Here is a 17,743-nt window from a genome sequence, read left to right on the forward strand (position 1 = left end):
GGCGAGCCCGCCAGTACCGTGACACGCCACAGGGGCGTGTCTCAGAACTGGCGGGTCCGGATGCCGGCAACCCGCCCTTTCTGTGGCACGCCCCTGTGCATGCGGGGCCGGGACCTACTCCGGGTCGCCGCCGAGCGGTCCGACGGCCGGGATGGGGCCGCCGTCGTCCGCGCCGGTCCTGCGGGCCCGGGCGATCGCGTTGCCCAGGTGGTAGATCAGTAGGGCTGCGACCGTGCCGAGCACGATGGCGCCGAGCTGGAACGCGCCCCAGCTCATCGCGAACCCGCCGACGGCGATCACGAACGACACCGCGACGGTGTACTGGTTGACGGGGCGCGAGAAGTCCACGCGGTTGTCGACCCAGATCTTGATGCCGATGACGCCGATCAGGCCGTAGAGCGCGGTGGTCACGCCGCCGAGCACTCCGGGCGGGATCGTGTTGAAGATCACACCGATCTTCGGCGAGAACGCGAGCACGATGGCCGCGAAGCCGGCCACCCAGTACGCGGCGGTCGAGTACACGCGGGTCGCCGCCATGACGCCGATGTTCTCGCCGTAGGTGGTGGTCGCCGATCCGCCGAACCCGCCGGCGAGCGTGGTCGCGAGGCCGTCGGCGACGAGCGCGCGGCCGGTGTGCTTGTTGATCGAGGGGTCGTTCGTCATGGTCGCAACACCGCGCACGTGACCGACGTTCTCGGCGATGAGCACGAGCACGACCGGCAGGAACATCGGCACGTACGCCCATGCCATCGGGTCGGTGACGGCGGCGAGGTGGAAGTCGGGGAGGCCGATCCACGCCGCCTCGGCGACGCCCTCGAAGGAGACCTGGTTCGTGAAGATCGCCACGACGTAACCCACGATCACGCCGAGGAAGATCGAGATACGGCCGAGGAATCCGCGGAACAGCACGCTGAACAGCACGACCGCGATGAGCGTCACAGAGGCGAGCTCTGGCTGCAGGGTGAAGTTGTTCCAGGCGGCGGGCGCGAGGTTGAAGCCGATCAGGGCGACGATGGATCCGGCCACCACCGGCGGCATGAACCGGTCGATCCAGCCGACGCCGACGGCCTGCACGAGGAAGCCGATGCCGGCCAGCAGCACGCCGACCACGAGGACGCCGACGAGCGCCTGGGTGATCTGCTGCGCCGTCTCGAGCGACTGTCCGGCGTTGATCGCGGTGATCGGCGCGAGGAACGCGAACGACGAGCCGAGGTAGCTGGGCAGGCGGTTGCGGGTCAGCAGCAGGAAGAGCAGCGTGCCTAGGCCGGAGAACAGCAGTGTCGTCGAGACCGGGAAGCCGGTGATGATCGGCACGAGGAAGGTCGCACCGAACATGGCGACGACGTGCTGCGCGCCGATGGCGAACGTCGCCGGCCAGTTCAGCCGCTCTTCGGGTTTGACGACCTGTCCGGGTGCGACGTTGCGGCCGTCGCCATGAATCTTCCACACGGGCATGCGGGTGCTCCTCGTATTCGGGGTGGGGATGCTGGAGAAACACTATCGGTGCGGCAACCCGCAGCACGGCAGGCCGATGTCGGATGCCAGGGGTAGAAAGATGACATGGAAGGTAGAACGGTGCGAAAATGGGTGCCATGAGCCTGAACATCAAGAACGAGCGGGTGCACGAGATGGTGCGCCGCCTCGCCGAGCTCACCGGGCAGAGCCAGACGAGTGCAGTGGAGGATGCCGTGCGGCGTCGGCTCGAAGAGATGGAGCAGGCCGAGGAGGCGGCGGAGCAGCGAAGGCATGACGAGTTCGACGCCGCGCTGAAGAGGTTGCAGTCCCACGTACCGGTGGGACCCACGTACGAAGAGATCATGGACGATATGTACGACGAGTCCGGCCTGCCGCGATGATCGTCGACACGTCGGTTCTGTTGGCTATCGCGCTGAAGGAACCCGAGGCGGCGCGGTTCAGTCAGCTGCTGCGCGAAGAGGACATCGCGATCTCGGCCCCGACGCTGCTGGAGTCGGAGATCGTCATCCGGGCTCGCCTCGGCGTCGACGCGGTGAAGGACCTTCGAGACCTTCTGGATCGGGCTCGATCTGAGATCGTGCCCTTCGATACCCACCAGGTCCGCATCGCGAGCGACGCGTATGCGCGCTTTGGGCGAGGATCGAAGCATCCCGCCGGGCTCAACTACGGCGACTGCTTCAGCTACGCCCTCGCGATCGCACGCGATGAGCCGCTGCTCTTCAAGGGAGACGACTTCATCCACACCGACGTGCGGGTCGCCGCGTAAACCGCTCGCGCCCCTTCGATCCCCACGCCCCACTCCAGCCGACGCTTCGCGTCGCCCGGAGCCTCCGGGGCGCGTGGGCCCGGCTCAGGGAGCGAAAGAGCTACGCGGTCAGGCGCGCGATGAGCTCGCGGTACCGGTCGGCGGTCCGTTCGACGATCTCGTCCGGAAGCGCCGGCGGTTCACCCTGCTTGTCCCAGTTCGATGCGAGCCAGTCGCGGACGATCTGCTTGTCGAAGCTCGCCATCCGCTCGGCCGGCGTCTGACCGGACTGCCAGGCTGCGGCATCCCAGTAGCGGGAGGAGTCGCTCGTGAGCACTTCATCGGCCAGGCGCAGGACGCCATCGGCATCCGTTCCGAACTCGAACTTCGTGTCGGCGAGGATGACGCCGTGCTGCTCGGCGATCGCCGCAGCGCGGGCGTAGATCGCGAGCGAGGTGTCGCGCAGCTCGACGGCGCGCTCGGCCCCCACGAGCTCGACGGTCTTCTCGAATGTGATGTTCTCGTCGTGCTCGCCCATCGGTGCCTTGTAAGCGGGGGTGAACAGCGGTTCGGGCAGCCGGTCGCCGTTCTCCAGGCCCACCGGCAGCGGGATGCCGCAGACCGTCCCGCTCTCCTGATACTCCGCCCAGCCCGAACCGGTGATGTAGCCGCGCACGACGCACTCAATCGGCAGCATCTCCAGCGACTGCGCGAGCATGGCGCGGTCGGCCACCTCCACGGGGATCTCACCCTCGGCGAGGTGGTTCGGGAACTCGTCGAGCTGCGCGAACCACCAGCGGCTGAGCTGGGTGAGCAGCGCGCCCTTGTCGGTGATGCCGGGGGAGAGCACGAAATCGAAGGCGCTGACCCGGTCGGATGCCACGACGAGGATGCGGGTGTCCGCGGCATCCTCGGATGCGTAGAGATCGCGAACCTTGCCGGAGTAGAGATGACGCCAGCCGGGGATGCTCAGGGGGGGATCAGCAGGAGTGCTCATCCGCCCATTATCCCGGTTGCAGGGGGAGGCGATGCGGACGCCTCCCCCTGGCCTGTCAATGGTTGTTCAGGACAGCCCAGGCGATCAGGCTGTCGATGCGGCGCACATCGGCTCCCTTGGCCAGCTTGACCTTGATGTGGCCGGCCTTCGTCCACAACTCCAGCTCGGAGTTCCAGTCGAGCGTCCCTGCATTCTCAGACGACCACATCAGGATCGAGCTGTAGGGCAGTGAGTAGATCTCGACCTTCTTGCCCGTGATGCCCTGCGCGTCGCGGACGATGAGTCGCTTCGTCGTGAACGTCGCCGAGTCCCGGAACGTCTTGAACGAGGTGACTGCCTGTTCGCCTTCGGCGAGGAGGAGCAGCACGTCCGGCGGGACGGGGATCTCCTGCTGCAGCGTCCAACTGAGGATGGCGGATGCTTCCACGATGTCGATTCCTGTTTCTCGGGTGTCAGTCGTTGAGATGCGCGATCGCGTAATCGGCTTCTGCAGCGGTGAACTTCTCACCGAACTCGCTCGTGAGCTGATCATGAATCGCGCTGGGCGACATCGCCATCGTGTCCTGGTAGTCCTTCGCCTTCGCGAGAGCGTTCGCGTTCCAGTCGGCCGTCATGTTGTCCACGGCGTACTGCGCGGCCTCAGCGGAGAACTTCTCACCGTACTCGGACGTGAGCTGGTCGTAGATTCCCGCCTTGCTCATGTGCATGAGCTCCGAGTACGACTCGGCCTTCGTGAGCGCATTCGCGTACTCGATCGGAACCGCGGGCTCTTCGGGCTCCTCGACGACCGGCTCTTCCGCGACTTCTTCCACGGGTGCCTCCGATGGCTCGTCGGAGGGCTCGGCGACGGGCTCGACTGCGGCAGGCTTGTCGGGGACGGGAGCAGCAGTGTCCTGCGCGGTGGCACCGTTCACCGCGTTGATGATGATTCCGAGCGCGAATACCGCACCAGTGACGATCCATGCGATCTTGCGGTGTTCGGAATAGCCGCTGAGGCTGTTCCCCCTCGCGTCACGGGCCGACCCGGTGAGGACGAGAATGAGGTCCACCAGGACCCAGATTCCGGCCCCGCCGATGGTGACGAGCTTGAGGATTCCGGTGCCCACCTTGCCGAGATAGAAGCGGTCGACGCCGAAGAATCCGAGCAGGAGAGCCAGGAGCCAGGTGGTCAAGAACGACTTCGCGCCCGGCGCCGGGATGCTCGGGTTGAGAACCGGGGGGCCTGCTGGTGCGGGTGGCGGCGTCGAGGTCGTAGGAGCCGTCGCGGGGGCGAGCGGTGCCGGTGCCGGCGGGGGTGTCGGGCTGTCGTTCTCAAGGGTCATGGAATGTCCTTCACTGTCGGGTAGATCAGACGCATGTGAATGCAACTGTTGGACTATCGCGGGGCTCCACACGGGGCCGAACGCTGGTAGCCGTTGAACAGTGTGGCGGTCCAGACGCGGCGGTGGGATCGGCTGATCGGAGTCGTTCTCCTCCGCCGTTCGGGGGACCTACGTCTGGCCGACGAGCGTAAGCGAGTGTCCGCTGCAAGCCGTACGCTCAGGCTGTGAACAGTTCAGGCAGTGCCGTAGGCGGGCGCGGTATGCGAACCATCGCGAGGCGTGGTCGCGGTGTGGCGCTGCTCATCGGCGGTGCGCTGATCGACCTGTGCGCCGTGGTGAACGTGCCGGGTGCGGCTGACTACTCTGTGGTCGCGGGAGAACCGACCGTTTCCATTTCCGCGTTCGGCACGGCGCTGGTGCTGTTCGCGGGCGTCTTGTGGGTGAGTGTGCTCTGGAGGAACCGGTGGCCATTTCTCGCGCTGATCGCAGGCGGGGTGCTTGCGCTGATCGGCGTCTCCTATCTGCTGTTGCTCGTCGGCAGCGTGTACTGCGCGCGGAAGTACCCAGCTCGAATAGTGCAACTGTCGGCGATCACCGTCGCGACGGTGGTGCTCTTCGTCATCCGCGAAGCCCTGACGACCTGGGGTGGCGCGCTGTCATGGTTCTTCGCCACCCGAGTCGACGCGGGTGAATCGGCCTGGGTGGTTGCTTCGATCGTTGTCGCACTCATCTCGTTGATCGTCGTGGCTGCCATCGTCCTGGCATCACGAGCGCGTTCCCGTGCGGTCGAGAACGAGACCAGAGCCGACTACGAGCAATCCCGCGCGGACTCGCTGACCGAGGAGACGATCAGGCAGGCTGAACGGGAACGGATAGCTCGAGACATGCACGACGCGCTGGCACATCGGCTGTCGGTGGTCTCATTGCACGCCGGGGCGCTCGAGGGCGCGTCGGGTGACTCGACGCAGCACATCGCCCGCACGGTGCGCGAGCAGACGCATGCTGCGCTCCAGGACATGCGGGGCCTCATCGGCGAGTTGCGCAGCGGACCCGTCCCCTCCACCCCGTCATCGATGCGGGCGCTCGGTGCGATGGTCTCCAAGCTGAGGAACAGCGGCATCGCCATCCATGCGTACGTGGTCATCGAAGGCGCTGAGCGAGCGAGTGCGCAGCTCGACAGCGCGGTCTACCGCATCGGGCAAGAGGCACTCACGAACGCGATGAAACACGCCGCGTCTGCGCCGATCGACCTCTTCGTCCACGCGAGCCCGCAAGATGGCGTTCGGATTCGCGTGGTGAACTCAGTTCTCGCGGCCGGAGGGGCCGCTGTCCCGGGCGGACAGCACGGTCTTGTCGGGATCAGGGAGCGCGCCGCCGCCCTCGGCGGAAAAGCATGGATCGGGGCCCACGAAGCATCCTTCATCGTGGACGTGACGCTGCCCTGGCAGGACCGGGAACAGTCGTCACTAAGCTCGAATGGTGCCCGCCAATGATGAAGCGCGTCCGGCTGTACGCGTGCTGCTCGTCGATGATGAGCCTCTGATCCGGAACGGTTTCCGATTCATTCTCGGAAACGACCCGTCGATCGAGGTCATCGGTGAGGCTGCCGACGGCACTGCCGCCATCCATCTCGTTCGGACATGGCGGCCGGACGTCGTCCTCATGGATGTTCGGATGATCGGGATGGGCGGGGTCGACGCGACTGCCGCTATCGTCGCCGAATCGCAATCGCGGGTTCTCGCCATCACGAGCATCGATTCAGAGGATCAGCTTGTGCGAATGCTCGTTGCGGGTGCGAGCGGCTATCTCCTGAAGGACGAGTCCCCCGAACGGATCGTCGAAGCAGTCCATCGGACTGCCGCCGGAGAGACGGTGATGTCCGAGCGCAGCACCGCTCAACTGGTGCGCAAAGCTGTCGAGAGCGAACGCGGCCTCGACCGACTCGCCGCCACCGAGCGCGTCGCCGCGCTGACACCGCGAGAGCGCGACATCGCGATCGGGGTGGCGCGTGGGGACACCAACCAGCAGATAGGGCTCGTGCTCCACGTGGCGCCGGCCACCGTGAAATCGCATCTCGAGCAGGTGTTCATCAAGCTCGGCGTGCGCAACCGGGTTCAAGTGGGCGTGATGCTGGAAAGGGTCGGGCTGGGTCCCTCCGGGATATAGCCGTTCGCGCACGGGGCCGCCGTCAGTGTCATCGCCCGGGTGTAGCGTTGCCGGGTGACCGACGCCACCGCATCCCGCGCAGCATCCACGCAGACCACCGAGCGCAGCCCGTGGCCTGCGCTGTGGGCGCTCGTCATCGGGTTCTTCATGATCCTCGTCGACACGACGATCGTGTCGGTCGCGAACCCGGCGATCAAGGCCGCGCTCGATCCAGAGTCCAGCAACCTCGACCGCGTGGTGTGGGTCACCAGCGCCTATCTGCTCGCCTATGCCGTGCCGCTGCTGATCACGGGACGCCTCGGCGACCGCTTCGGACCGAAGAACCTCTACCTGATCGGGCTGGCGGTCTTCACGCTCTCCTCGCTGTGGTGCGGGCTGTCCACCACCCTTGACGGGCTGATCTGGGCGCGCGCCGCCCAGGGGCTCGGCGCCGCACTGCTCACACCGCAGACGATGGCGGTCATCACGCGCACCTTCCCGCCCGAGCGCCGGGGCGCCGCCATGGGCTTGTGGGGCGGAGCATCCGGTGTCGCCATGCTGGTGGGACCGCTCGCCGGCGGATTCCTCGTCGACGGCCTGGGCTGGGAGTGGATCTTCTTCATCAACCTTCCGGTCGGCGTCGTCGGCTTCGTGCTGGCGTGGATCCTCGTCCCGAAGCTCGAGACGCACAAGCACCGCTTCGACGTCATCGGCGTGTTCCTCAGCGCGATCGCCATGTTCCTCATCGTGTTCGGCCTGCAGGAGGCCGAGGCATACGACTGGGGCGTCATCTGGGGCCCGATCTCCGTGTGGAGCCTCATCATCGTGGGCGTCGTGGTCCTCGCGCTGTTCCTCTGGCACCAGGCGCGCACCAAGAGCGAGCCGCTTGTCCCGCTCGACCTGTTCCGCAACCGCAACTTCGCCTGGTCGAACATCACGATCGTCGCAGTCGGATTCACCGTGACGGCGCAGGCGCTGCCGCTGATGTTCTTCCTGCAGCTCGCTCGCGGCCTCACCCCGACCGAGTCCGCGCTGCTGCTGATCCCCATGGCGCTCGCCGCGGGTATCGTCTCGCCGTTCGCAGGCAAGCTGCTCGACCGCATCGATCCGCGCCTCATGCTCGTGCCGGGGCTGCTGTTCGTCTCGATCTCGCTGTTCCTGTTCGCAGCGATGATGAACACCGATACGCCGGTCGGCTGGATGCTGATCCCGTCGGCGATCCTCGGCTTCGGCAACGCCGGAATGTGGGGACCGCTCGCGACGACCGCGACGCGCGACCTCCCCATGCATCAGGCGGGCGCCGGTTCCGGCATCTACAACACGATGCGCACGATCGGATCCGTGCTCGGATCGGCCGCGATCGCGGTCTTCATGCAGAGCCGGCTGGTTGCGAACCTCCCCGGCGTCGAGGATGCGACGGGCGGGTTCGGCGAGGGCAAGATGCCGGATGCCGTCGCCGCCCCCTTCGCGGATGCCATGGCCCAGACGATGCTGCTGCCGGCCGCGTTCATCCTGCTGGGCGTCGTCGCCGTGCTGTTCCTGCGACGGCCGAAGCACCTCGCGCCGCGCGGGAAGTAGACCGGTTTGCGCCGGTGGATGCCGGCGTGATGGGCTGAGCGCATGACGATCGAACTCACCCGCCCCACCGCAGACCTCTTCGGCTCCTGGGCGTCGGCGGTGACCGAGTTCGGCGGAGTGCACATCGACGGATCCGGCATGACCGCGCCGACGAGCGGCGACTGGTCGACGCTTGAGGAACTGATGGCGACGGCGCAGCGCATGGCCGACACCAGCACCCCCGCGCCCGATGGCCGCGTGCACAACGACCTGTACTGGATCACCGACGGCGGCGAGGTCGTCGGGTTCGTGTCGGTGCGGCACGAGCTGAACGAGTGGTTGCGTCACTTCGGCGGGCACATCGGCTACGCCGTCCGGCCGACGCGTCGCCGTCAGGGGTACGCGCACGCCGGACTCGCCCTGGCGATCGAACGCACCCGCGAGCTCGGCCTCAGTCGCGTCATGCTCACCTGCGACGACGACAACGCCGGTTCGTGCCGGACGATCGAGGGCGCAGGCGGCGTCCTCGAGGACGTCGTGGATGCCGCAGAGCAGGGGCACCCGCGGCTGCGCCGCTACTGGATCGAGCTGTAGCGGGGATCAGCAGCGCGAACCCTCAGCGCGTGGAGAACGCCCTCACCTCGTGGAGAAGGCACTGTCGAACGCGGCATCCGACGGCCGGTACGACGACAGCTTCCGCACGAACTCCAGCGCCTCGGGCGCACCGACCAGCCGGTCCATCCCGGCATCCTCCCACTCGACCGACAGCGGACCCTCGTAACCGATCGCGTTCAGCATCCGGAACGCGTCCTCCCACGGCACGTCGCCATGACCGGTCGAGATGAAGTCCCACCCGCGCCGCGGGTCGGCCCAGGGAAGGTGCGACGAGAGCCGCCCGTTGCGACCGTTGCCCAGGCGCTTCTTGGTGTCCTTGCAGTGCACGTGGTAGATCCGGTCCTGGAAGTCCCACAGGAATGCGACCGGGTCGATGTCCTGCCACACCATGTGCGACGGGTCCCAGTTCAGTCCGAACGCCTCGCGGTGCCCGATCGCCTCGAGGGTGCGCTTGGTGGTCCAGTAGTCGTAGGCGATCTCGGACGGATGCACCTCGTGCGCGAAGCGCACCCCGACCTCGTCGAACACATCGAGGATCGGGTTCCAGCGGTCGGCGAAGTCCTGGTAGCCGGCATCCACCATCTCGTCGGTGGCGGGCGGGAACATCGCGACGTACTTCCAGATCGACGACCCGGTGAACCCGGTGACGGTCTTCACCCCCAGCGCGGCGGCGAGCCGAGCGGTGTTCTTGAGCTCCTCCGCCGCCCGCTGGCGGACACCTTCCGGGTCGCCGTCGCCCCACACCTGATCCGAGACGATGTTGCGGTGGCGCTGATCGATCGGGTCGTCGCACACCACCTGCCCCTTGAGGTGGTTCGAGATCGTCCAGACCTTGAGCCCGTTGCGCCCGAGGATCGCCAGCCGGTCTGCGACGTATTCGGCGTCGTCCCAGCGCCAGGGGTCGAGGTGATCGCCCCAGCATGCGATCTCGAGGCCGTCGTAGCCCCACTCGCCCGCGAGCCGGCAGACCTCTTCGAACGGCAGATCGGCCCACTGGCCGGTGAACAGGGTGACAGGTCGTGACATCATCGTCCTCTTTCTCGTTCGTGTGATCTTGTAGTCGCGTTCAGACGCCGGTCCAGGCCGAGCCGCTGTGCGCGCTGCGCTCGACGGCGTCCAGCACCCGCTGCACGCGCAGCCCGTCGGCGAACGTCGGCTGCGGGTCGGCGCCGGCGGCGATCGCCTCGGTGAGGTCCTTGACCTGGTGCGAGAAGCCGTGCTCGTAGCCGAGCATATGTCCGGTGGGCCACCAGCCCGAGAGATACGGATGCTCCGGCTCGGTGACCAGGATGCGGGTGAATCCCTGCTCGCCCGCAGGGCGGGTGGCGTCGTAGAACTCGAGCGCGTTCATGTCCTCCAGGTTCCAGTGCAGCGCACCGGCGTCACCGGAGATCTCGATGTCGAGGGCGTTCTTGCGCCCGGTCGCGAAGCGGGTGGCCTCGAACGTCGCGAGCGTGCCGGACTCGAGTCGGCCGGTGAACAGCGCGACGTCGTCGACCGTGACCGCGCCTCTCTCGGTACCGGCGGTGCCGCCGAGACCGACCGCCTCGTCCAGCACAGGCCGCTCTTCGACGAGCGTCTCCATGACCCCGGAAACCTCGGTCAGCGCATGCCCGGTCACGAACTGCGTCATGTCGACGATGTGCGCGCCGATGTCGCCGAGCGCGCCGGAGCCGGCTCGGTTTTTGTCCAGCCGCCACGTCATCGGCGACTCGGGATCGGCCAGCCAATCCTGGCGGTAGCTCGCGCGCACCTGCCGGATCGTACCGATGCGTCCGGCGGAGATCATGTCGCGCATGAGGGTGACGGCGGGAACCCGGCGGTACGTGAAGCCCACCATGGCGCGGATGCCGTGCGCCGCAGCATCCTGCGCTGCCTGCTCCATCGCCTCGGCCTCTTCCACCGAGTTCGCCAGCGGCTTCTCGCAGAGCACGTGCTTGCCGGCGGCGAGAGCTGCGATCGCGATCTCGGCGTGCGAGTCCCCAGGGGTGACGATGTCGACCACATCGATGTCATCGCGCGCGATCACCGCGCGCCAATCGGTGGAGGTCTCATCCCAGCCCCACCTGCGAGCGGCTGCCGCGGTCTTGTCGGCGTCGCGACCGACCAGCACGGCCATGCTCGGCGCGAGGGGGAGATCGAAAGCCGCCGGAGCCTGCCGCCAGCCGACGGAGTGCGCCGCTCCCATGAATCCGTGGCCGATCATGGCCACTCGCAGCGGTATCGTCATCTTCTTCTCCCGGGAACGGTGCGGAAAGGAACGGTGTCTGGAGGAACAGTGCGGGGCGAGCGCCGAGGCGCCCGCCCCGCAGTCGGTGTCAGGACTCGAATGCGAGGTCGATGAACTCTTCGACGTTGTCCTTGGTCACCACGGGAGCGTCCAGCACGATGCGATACGGAACGCTGGGCGTGATCAGGTCGCTCATCGTCTTGTCCTGCGCGATGAGGCGTGCCATGGCGATGCCGTCGGCAGCCTGCGTGGACGGGTAGATGACGGTCGCCTTGATGACGCTGTCATCCGCGGCGATGCGGTCCATCATGTTCACGCTGCCTGCGCCGCCGACGAGGAAGAACTCGTCGCGCCCTGCCGAGTCGATCGCTGCCATGACGCCGACGCCCTGGTCGTCATCGTGGTTCCAGATGGCGTCGATCTGCGGGTTGGCGGCCAGCAGCTGGGATGCTGCGCTCTCACCGCCGGCGACCGTGAAGTCGGCTGCGACGCGCGGTCCGACCTCGAGGCCGCAGCTGTCGAGAGCATCCGAGAAGCCCTGCGAACGGTCCTGGGTCAGCGGCAGCGAGTCGATGCCGGCGATCTCCGCGACGACGGCGTCGCTCTGGCCGTCGAGCTGCTCGCAGATATACGTGCCCGCACTGACGCCCATGCCGTAGTTGTCGCCGAGGATCGTGATGCGCGAGGCGAACGGGTTCGAGAACTCGCGGTCGACGTTGATGACCGGGATGCCGGCATCCATCGCCTTCATGGCGACCTCGGTGAGAGCGGCGCCGTCGGTCGGCAGGAGCACGATGGCGTCGACGTCCTCATTGATGAACTGCTCGACTGCGGCGATCTGCTGGTTGGCGTCGTTCGTGCCCTCCGCCTGACGCAGCTCAACATCATCGAAGCCCTCTGCGGCGTTGATGGCGCCGGAGTTGATGGCGCCGAGCCAGCCGTGGTCGGCCTCGGGGCCCGACCAGCCGATGACGACCGTGTCGCCGGACGACGCGTTCTCCTCGCTGGTGGTGCCCTGGTTGCCGGAGTCCTCTTCGCCCTCCGTGCCGTCGCTGGTACAGCCGGCCAGCAGGGTGATGGCGAACAGTGCTGCCGCTCCGGCCATCAGCGGGCGGATCCCGCGTGTGCGCATGCCGTGCATGTCTTTCCTCCTTGAAATGTGATGCAGATGCGTGCGGTGCGGGCTTGTCGATCGGCATCCGATCGGTACGCACCGGCACTGACAGGGTCAAACTAACAGAAGATGCCATTGCTTAGCCAGCTTTTACCGAAAGAAGGTCAAAAGTAATCGATCTGGGCCGAGGCCCTCAAATCAGGGGAGAACTGGCGAATCTGACGGCGCCGCGGTTCCCGGACGCTGTCGGACACTGACTCTCGCGTTCGCGATTCGAGCATGTTATGTTCACTTCTGTGATCAAAGATGACCATTCACCGGCATTACTGGAGATGCGCGGAGTCGAGAAGAGCTTCGTCGGCGTGCGCGCTCTGCGCGGGGTCGACCTCGAGGTGCGACCGGGTGAGGTGCACTGCCTGCTCGGCCAGAACGGCGCCGGCAAGTCGACGCTGATCAAGACGCTCGCCGGCGTGCACACGCCGGACGCCGGTGAGATCCGCTGGATGGGCGAGACAGTGGAGATCTCGCATCCGCAGACCGCGATCTCCCTCGGCATCTCGACGATGTACCAGGAGCTCGACGTCGTCGACGGTCTCACGATCGCCGAGAACGTCTTCCTCGGTCACGAGTTCGACCGGTTCGGCTTCACGCGGCGCGGCCAGCTCGTTCAGGAGACCAGGCGGCTGCTGGCCCGGCTCGGCCACGGCTCGATGTCGCCGCACGCCGAGGTCGGCTCTCTCAGCGCCGCCGAGAAGCAGATCGTCAGCATGACCCGCGCACTCTCGCATGACACGAAGCTCATCATCATGGACGAGCCATCGGCCGTGCTCGACTCCGAAGAGGTGCGCAACCTGTTCGCCGTGGTCAGGGAGCTGACCGCCCAGGGGATCGCGGTCGTCTACATCACGCATCGCCTCGAGGAGATCCGCGAGATCGGCGATCGGATCACCGTCCTCAAGGACGGCTCGACCGTGGCGAGCAACCTCGCCGTCGCCGACACGACCACCGCCGAACTCATCAAGCACATGACCGGTCGCGCCGTGCAGAACGTCTTCCCACCCGCCGAGCCGATCGCCGCCGACGCGCCGGTGCTGCTCGACGTCGACGGCCTCGGCCTCGACGGCGTCTTCGAAGACGTCTCCTTCTCGGTGCGCGCGGGTGAGATCGTCGGACTCGCGGGTCTCGTCGGCTCCGGCCGCAGCGAGATCATCGAGACGATCTACGGCGCGCGGAAGGCCTCGGCGGGAACCGTCAGCGTCAGCGGGAAGACGCTGCCCCGCGGATCCGTCTCGGCCGCTGTCGCTGCGGGCGTGGGGCTCAGCCCGGAGGAGCGCAAGTCACAGGGCCTCGTGCTCGGAGAGCCGATCTTCAAGAACGTCACGCTGTCGTCGTTCACGCGCTTCGCCAAGGGTGCGCTGCTCGACGAGCGCAGCGAACGTCGCGCCGCCAAGGATCAGATCGCCGCCCTCGAGCTGCGCCCGGCAGACCCGGAGCGTCCGGCGGCGACCCTCTCCGGCGGCAACCAGCAGAAGATCCTGCTCGCGCGCTGGCTGGTGCACGGCAGCACGGTGCTGCTGCTCGACGAGCCGACGCGCGGCGTCGACATCGGGGCGCGCTCGGAGATCTACGCGCTGATCCGCCGGCTCGCGGCATCCGGTCACGCCATCGTGATCGTCTCCAGCGAGATCGAGGAAGTACTCGGGCTCGCAGACTCGGTCCTCGTGATCGGCGACGGACGAGTCCTCACCACACTTCCCGCATCTGAGATCGACGAGCACGGCGTGCTCGACCTCGTCATGAAAGGAGTCGCCGCGTGAGCGTGCAGACCACACCCACCGCCTCAACGGGGCAGACCCCGACTGAAACCGTCTCGCCGCTGCGCCGTCTGCTCTCTGGCTCCGTGGGACGCAACCTCGGCCTGGTGCTCGCTCTCCTCGCGATCGTCCTCGTCGGCGCCTTGACCTCGTCGAACTTCCTGAACTTCGACAACGCGCTGGTGATCCTGCGCCAGGCGTCGATCATCGGCGTGATCAGCGTCGGCATGACCTTCGTCATCATCGCCGGCGGAATCGACCTCTCCGTCGGTGCGGTCCTGGCCCTGGCATCCGTCGTCGGCTCGCTGGCCGCGATCCAGGACATCGCCAGCTCTAGCCACTGGATAGTCACGGTCATCGTGGCGCTTGCCGTGGGCACGGGTGCAGGTCTCATCAACGGTGTCGTGATCGCCTATGGCAAGGTCGCGGCGTTCATGGCGACCCTCGCGATGATGGTCGGGGCGCGCGGACTCGCCGAGATCCTCGCGAACAACCGCACGCTGGTGCTGAACGACCGTGACTTCGTGCGCGCCATGAACGTCGACCTGCTGGGCATCGACATCCTCATCTGGATCTTCGCCCTGGTCGCCGTCGCCGGCTGGTTCCTGCTCAACCGCACGACGTTCGGGCGGCGCACCGTCGCGATCGGCGGCAACCCGGAGGCCGCACGCCTGGCCGGCATCAAGGTCAAGCGGCACACCATGTGGCTGTACGCGCTGGTCGGTCTGACCGCGGGCATCGCGGCGGTGATGATCCTCGGGCGCACCACGGCCGGCACCTCGACGCACGGCAATCTGTACGAGCTGGATGCCATCGCCGCCGTCGTCGTCGGAGGCACCCTGCTCGTCGGAGGGCGCGGCACGATCACCGGCACGGTGTTCGGCGTGCTGATCTTCGCGACGCTGTCGAACGTGTTCGTGCAGAACAACCTCACCTCCTCGGCGCAGGCGGTGGCGAAGGGCGTGATCATCGTCGTCGCCGTACTGCTGCAGCAGAGATTCGCGGTCGGGCGCGTCAAACAGAACCGACTGCGGCCTGCAGGGCAGACGCCGCCGTCAGAGGTGCCGTCCGCGTAGACTTCCGATTCAGACGCAGAAGTGCGCAAGCACAGGGCCGTTGCCGAGCACAGGGCCGTTCACGAGAAGCACAGGGTGGGAATGGCAGGTAACCTCAGCGCCGGCGGTGTCGGTCAGCTCTTCCAACTGCTGCGAGACGGCGTGCCCCGTACGCGGGCAGAGCTGGCGAAGTCGTCGGGCCTCGCCCGGTCGACCGTCGCCGCGCGCGTGGACGAGCTCATGCGCATGGGTCTCATCGCACCCGTCGCGGATGCTGCGTCGACCGGTGGCCGCCCGCCGTCCCAGTTCGCGCTGAACCCCGCAGCGAAGGTCGTGATCGCCGTCGACATCGGTGCATCCCACACCACCATCGCGGTGACCGACCTCGCCGGCACGATCCTCGCCGAGCGCACCGGGAAGATGGCGGTGTCGCTGGGGCCGGAGACCGTGCTGAGCTGGATGGTCGACACTGCGAACGAGCTGATCACCGAGGCTGGCCTCGATCACGACCAGGTCGCCGCGATCGGCATCGGGGTGCCCGGCCCCGTGGAGTACTCGACCGGCCGGCCGGCGAAGCCGCCGATCATGCCGGGCTGGGACGGCTTCGACGTACCCGGGTGGGTGCAGCAGCACCTGCAGGTGCCCGTGCTCGTCGACAACGACGTGAACATCTCCGCGCTCGGCGAGCGGGCGGCTGCCTGGCCCGCCACCGACCACCTCATCTTCGTCAAGGTCGCCACCGGCATCGGCGCAGGGATAATCTCTGACGGCCGGCTGCTGCGCGGCGCGCAGGGCATCGCCGGGGACTTCGGGCATGTGCGCGTCGCCCGCGGCGCGGATGTGCCGTGTCACTGCGGGAACACGGGATGCCTCGAGGCACTGGCATCCGGCCCCGCGATCGCCCGCTCGCTGAGCGCGCGCGGCATCGAGGCGCATGACGGCAATGACGTGGTCGAGCTCGTCAAGGGCGGGAGCCTCGAGGCCATCCAGGCGGTGCGGCAGGCCGGTCGCGACCTGGGGGAGGTGCTCACGGCATCCGTCAGTCTGCTCAACCCGTCGGTGATCTCGATCGGCGGCGCCATGGCGCGAGTCGGCGAGCATCTCATCGCGGGCGTCCGCGAGGTGGTCTACACGCGGTCGATGCCGCTGGCCACAGAGCATCTGGCGATCGTGCAGTCCGTCACGGCCGGCGAGGCCGCGGTGCGAGGGGCGAGCATGCTGGCCGTCGAGTACGCGCTGTCGCCGGAGATCCTGCCGCAGAGCTTCGGTTTCGACGGCTGACTGCGGCCGCTGATCCCCGCGAGATTGCATTCCGCGGACGAGATTCCCTGCATTCCGCGCGATCTCGCCCGCGGAACGCAGTTTCACCTCGAAACGGGGCTTCGGCGGGATGAGGAGGCGGCTACTCCGCGACTGCGGCGGCGATGTCGCGACGGTAGTGCGCGCCGTCCAGGCTGATGCGTCCGATCGCCTCATACGCCTGCGCGCGTGCGGCCGCGAAGTCCGTGCCCACAGCCACGACGTTCAGCACACGACCGCCGGTGGCGACGAGGTCGCCGCCGGGAGCATCCGGCCCAGCGGTGGCGGCATGCACGATCCGCACGCCGTCGACGTCCGCCGCTGATGCGAGACCCGCGATCTGGCGGCCGGTCTGCGGCGCCTCCGGGTATCCCTCGCTGGCGAGCACGACCGTGATCGCGACCTCGTCCGAGAACTCGGGCTGCGGCTGGGCCTCCAGATTCCCGGATGCCGCGGCGAGCAGCAGCTCGGACAGCGGCGTGCGCAGGCGGGGGAGGACGACCTGGGTCTCCGGGTCGCCGAAGCGGGCGTTGAACTCGATGACCTTGACGCCCGCGGGAGTAAGGATGAGGCCGGCGTAGAGCAGTCCGATGAACGGGGTGCCCTCGGCATCCATCTGGCGGATCACCGGCATCGCGACCTGCTCGGTCACGAGCTCGACGAACTCGCGCTCGCTGCCGAACTGCTCGGCGAGCCACGGCAGTGGCGAGTAAGCGCCCATGCCTCCGGTGTTGGGACCCTCGTCGCCGTCGAAGGCGCGCTTGAAGTCCTGCGCGGGGCTGAGCGCCCGCACGGTGTCGCCGTCGGACAGGAAGAACAGCGAGACTTCGGGGCCGGTCAGGAACTCCTCGACGAGCACGGGTCCCGACGGCAGATAGTGCGTCGCGTGTGCGAGCGCCTCGGCGCGGTCGGAGGTGACGATGACGCCCTTGCCGGCAGCCAGTCCGTCGGCCTTGACGACGTACGGCGCGCCGAGGTCATCGAATGCGGCCTCGACGTCGGCGGCGGATGCTGCGCGCACCGCGCGTCCGGTCGGCACGCCCGCGGCATCCATGATCCGCTTCGCGAAGGCCTTCGAGCCCTCGAGCTGTGCGGCGGCCTTGCCGGGGCCGAACACCGGGATGCCGCGCTCGCGCAGCGCGTCCGCGACACCGGCGACGAGCGGAGCCTCCGGACCGATGACGACGAGGTCGATGGAGTGCTCGTTCGCGAAGGCGGTGACCGCGCGTCCGTCGAGCTGGTCGACCGTGACGAGAGTGGCGTCGGAGGCGATGCCGGCGTTGCCGGGGGAGGCGAACAGCTCGTGCCCGGCGTCTTCGGCCTTGAGGGCCAGGATGATCGCGTGCTCACGGGCACCGGAACCGAGGACGAGGA

General features: G+C 67.5%; 17 protein-coding genes. 9 read left to right on the plus strand and 8 right to left on the minus strand.

Going from position 1 to position 17,743, the window contains the following annotated elements:
* Positions 1–114: 114 nt before the first annotated feature.
* Positions 115–1,455: a uracil-xanthine permease family protein gene (locus MAE01_RS15590; RefSeq protein ID WP_147040984.1), complete on the minus strand. Its 1,341-nt coding sequence runs from the start codon at positions 1,453–1,455 to the stop codon at positions 115–117.
* 137 nt (positions 1,456–1,592) lie between these two features.
* Between MAE01_RS15590 and MAE01_RS15595 the strand changes: the two genes are divergently transcribed.
* Positions 1,593–1,856, plus strand: coding sequence for a type II toxin-antitoxin system VapB family antitoxin (locus tag MAE01_RS15595; RefSeq protein WP_186806271.1), 264 nt, complete (start codon positions 1,593–1,595; stop codon positions 1,854–1,856).
* Positions 1,853–2,242, plus strand: coding sequence for a type II toxin-antitoxin system VapC family toxin (locus MAE01_RS15600; protein ID WP_147040988.1), 390 nt, complete (start codon positions 1,853–1,855; stop codon positions 2,240–2,242). Before MAE01_RS15595 ends, MAE01_RS15600 begins: the two co-directional genes overlap by 4 nt.
* A 100-nt stretch (positions 2,243–2,342) precedes the next feature.
* On the opposite strand, the gene MAE01_RS15605 is transcribed toward MAE01_RS15600, so the two are convergent.
* From MAE01_RS15605 to MAE01_RS16225, 3 genes are read right to left on the minus strand one after another with little or no spacing between them, the layout of a single operon-like run.
* The gene (locus tag MAE01_RS15605) at positions 2,343–3,218 is read right to left on the minus strand and encodes a phosphoribosylaminoimidazolesuccinocarboxamide synthase (RefSeq protein ID WP_147040990.1); all 876 of its coding nucleotides are present in this window, start codon (positions 3,216–3,218) and stop codon (positions 2,343–2,345) included.
* A gap of 55 nt (positions 3,219–3,273) precedes the next feature.
* Positions 3,274–3,645 carry a PH domain-containing protein gene (locus tag MAE01_RS15610; RefSeq protein WP_147040992.1) on the minus strand — a complete coding sequence of 124 codons (372 nt, stop codon included), beginning with the start codon at positions 3,643–3,645 and terminating at the stop codon, positions 3,274–3,276.
* A 25-nt stretch (positions 3,646–3,670) separates the two neighbouring features.
* The gene (locus MAE01_RS16225) at positions 3,671–4,540 is read right to left on the minus strand and encodes an Ltp family lipoprotein (RefSeq protein ID WP_147040994.1); all 870 of its coding nucleotides are present in this window, start codon (positions 4,538–4,540) and stop codon (positions 3,671–3,673) included.
* A gap of 290 nt (positions 4,541–4,830) precedes the next feature.
* Here MAE01_RS16225 and MAE01_RS15620 point away from each other — a divergent pair, with 290 nt between their 5' ends.
* The 4 genes from MAE01_RS15620 to MAE01_RS15635 are packed head-to-tail and all read left to right on the plus strand — an operon-like array spanning position 4,831 to position 8,836.
* Entirely contained in the window at positions 4,831–6,033 is a 1,203-nt protein-coding gene (locus MAE01_RS15620) for a sensor histidine kinase (RefSeq protein ID WP_186806273.1), read from the plus strand.
* Complete coding sequence (locus MAE01_RS15625) at positions 6,017–6,706, plus strand: response regulator (protein WP_147040998.1); 690 nt, start codon at positions 6,017–6,019, stop codon at positions 6,704–6,706. The genes MAE01_RS15620 and MAE01_RS15625 overlap by 17 nt, the downstream gene beginning before the upstream one ends.
* A gap of 54 nt (positions 6,707–6,760) precedes the next feature.
* Entirely contained in the window at positions 6,761–8,263 is a 1,503-nt protein-coding gene (locus MAE01_RS15630) for a DHA2 family efflux MFS transporter permease subunit (protein WP_147041000.1), read from the plus strand.
* 42 nt (positions 8,264–8,305) lie between these two features.
* Positions 8,306–8,836, plus strand: a complete 531-nt coding sequence (locus MAE01_RS15635; protein ID WP_147041002.1) for a GNAT family N-acetyltransferase — start codon at positions 8,306–8,308, stop codon at positions 8,834–8,836.
* Between the two features lie 42 nt (positions 8,837–8,878).
* Here the strand turns inward: MAE01_RS15635 and MAE01_RS15640 are convergent, their stop codons facing one another.
* The 3 genes from MAE01_RS15640 to MAE01_RS15650 all read right to left on the minus strand — a co-directional run bounded on the left by MAE01_RS15640 (position 8,879) and on the right by MAE01_RS15650 (position 12,219).
* Positions 8,879–9,883, minus strand: coding sequence for a sugar phosphate isomerase/epimerase family protein (locus MAE01_RS15640; RefSeq protein WP_147041004.1), 1,005 nt, complete (start codon positions 9,881–9,883; stop codon positions 8,879–8,881).
* Positions 9,884–9,923: 40 nt separating this feature from the next.
* Entirely contained in the window at positions 9,924–11,063 is a 1,140-nt protein-coding gene (locus tag MAE01_RS15645) for a Gfo/Idh/MocA family protein (RefSeq protein WP_147041010.1), read from the minus strand.
* 112 nt (positions 11,064–11,175) lie between these two features.
* Complete coding sequence (locus MAE01_RS15650; RefSeq protein WP_147041012.1) at positions 11,176–12,219, minus strand: substrate-binding domain-containing protein; 1,044 nt, start codon at positions 12,217–12,219, stop codon at positions 11,176–11,178.
* Positions 12,220–12,533: 314 nt separating this feature from the next.
* On the opposite strand from MAE01_RS15650, the gene MAE01_RS15655 reads away from it, so the two are divergent.
* The 3 genes from MAE01_RS15655 to MAE01_RS15665 all read left to right on the plus strand — a co-directional run bounded on the left by MAE01_RS15655 (position 12,534) and on the right by MAE01_RS15665 (position 16,351).
* Entirely contained in the window at positions 12,534–14,018 is a 1,485-nt protein-coding gene (locus tag MAE01_RS15655; protein WP_147041014.1) for a sugar ABC transporter ATP-binding protein, read from the plus strand.
* Positions 14,015–15,091 carry an ABC transporter permease gene (locus MAE01_RS15660; protein ID WP_147041006.1) on the plus strand — a complete coding sequence of 359 codons (1,077 nt, stop codon included), beginning with the start codon at positions 14,015–14,017 and terminating at the stop codon, positions 15,089–15,091. The genes MAE01_RS15655 and MAE01_RS15660 overlap by 4 nt, the downstream gene beginning before the upstream one ends.
* An 81-nt stretch (positions 15,092–15,172) precedes the next feature.
* On the plus strand, positions 15,173–16,351 hold the full coding sequence (locus tag MAE01_RS15665) for an ROK family transcriptional regulator (RefSeq protein WP_147041016.1): 1,179 nt from the start codon (positions 15,173–15,175) through the stop codon (positions 16,349–16,351).
* A gap of 121 nt (positions 16,352–16,472) precedes the next feature.
* On the opposite strand, the gene purD is transcribed toward MAE01_RS15665, so the two are convergent.
* Positions 16,473–17,743: phosphoribosylamine--glycine ligase (gene purD / locus MAE01_RS15670; protein WP_147041008.1), on the minus strand; the 1,271-nt coding region annotated here is incomplete at its 5' end.

Origin of the sequence: Microbacterium aerolatum, assembly GCF_007988825.1 — a bacterium.
In the GTDB taxonomy this organism is placed as follows: domain Bacteria; phylum Actinomycetota; class Actinomycetes; order Actinomycetales; family Microbacteriaceae; genus Microbacterium; species Microbacterium aerolatum.

Bases quoted from the DNA above. Each gene is read 5' to 3' on its own strand.
- MAE01_RS15590 (WP_147040984.1), bottom strand. From the start codon at position 1,455: ATGCCCGTGTGGAAGATTCATGGCGACGGCCGCAACGTCGCACCCGGA.
- MAE01_RS15595 (WP_186806271.1), top strand. From the start codon at position 1,593: ATGAGCCTGAACATCAAGAACGAGCGGGTGCACGAGATGGTGCGCCGC.
- MAE01_RS15600 (WP_147040988.1), top strand. From the start codon at position 1,853: ATGATCGTCGACACGTCGGTTCTGTTGGCTATCGCGCTGAAGGAACCC.
- MAE01_RS15605 (WP_147040990.1), bottom strand. From the start codon at position 3,218: ATGAGCACTCCTGCTGATCCCCCCCTGAGCATCCCCGGCTGGCGTCAT.
- MAE01_RS16225 (WP_147040994.1), bottom strand. From the start codon at position 4,540: ATGACCCTTGAGAACGACAGCCCGACACCCCCGCCGGCACCGGCACCG.
- MAE01_RS15625 (WP_147040998.1), top strand. From the start codon at position 6,017: ATGGTGCCCGCCAATGATGAAGCGCGTCCGGCTGTACGCGTGCTGCTC.
- MAE01_RS15635 (WP_147041002.1), top strand. From the start codon at position 8,306: ATGACGATCGAACTCACCCGCCCCACCGCAGACCTCTTCGGCTCCTGG.
- MAE01_RS15640 (WP_147041004.1), bottom strand. From the start codon at position 9,883: ATGTCACGACCTGTCACCCTGTTCACCGGCCAGTGGGCCGATCTGCCG.
- MAE01_RS15645 (WP_147041010.1), bottom strand. From the start codon at position 11,063: ATGATCGGCCACGGATTCATGGGAGCGGCGCACTCCGTCGGCTGGCGG.
- MAE01_RS15650 (WP_147041012.1), bottom strand. From the start codon at position 12,219: ATGCGCACACGCGGGATCCGCCCGCTGATGGCCGGAGCGGCAGCACTG.
- MAE01_RS15655 (WP_147041014.1), top strand. From the start codon at position 12,534: ATGCGCGGAGTCGAGAAGAGCTTCGTCGGCGTGCGCGCTCTGCGCGGG.
- MAE01_RS15665 (WP_147041016.1), top strand. From the start codon at position 15,173: ATGGCAGGTAACCTCAGCGCCGGCGGTGTCGGTCAGCTCTTCCAACTG.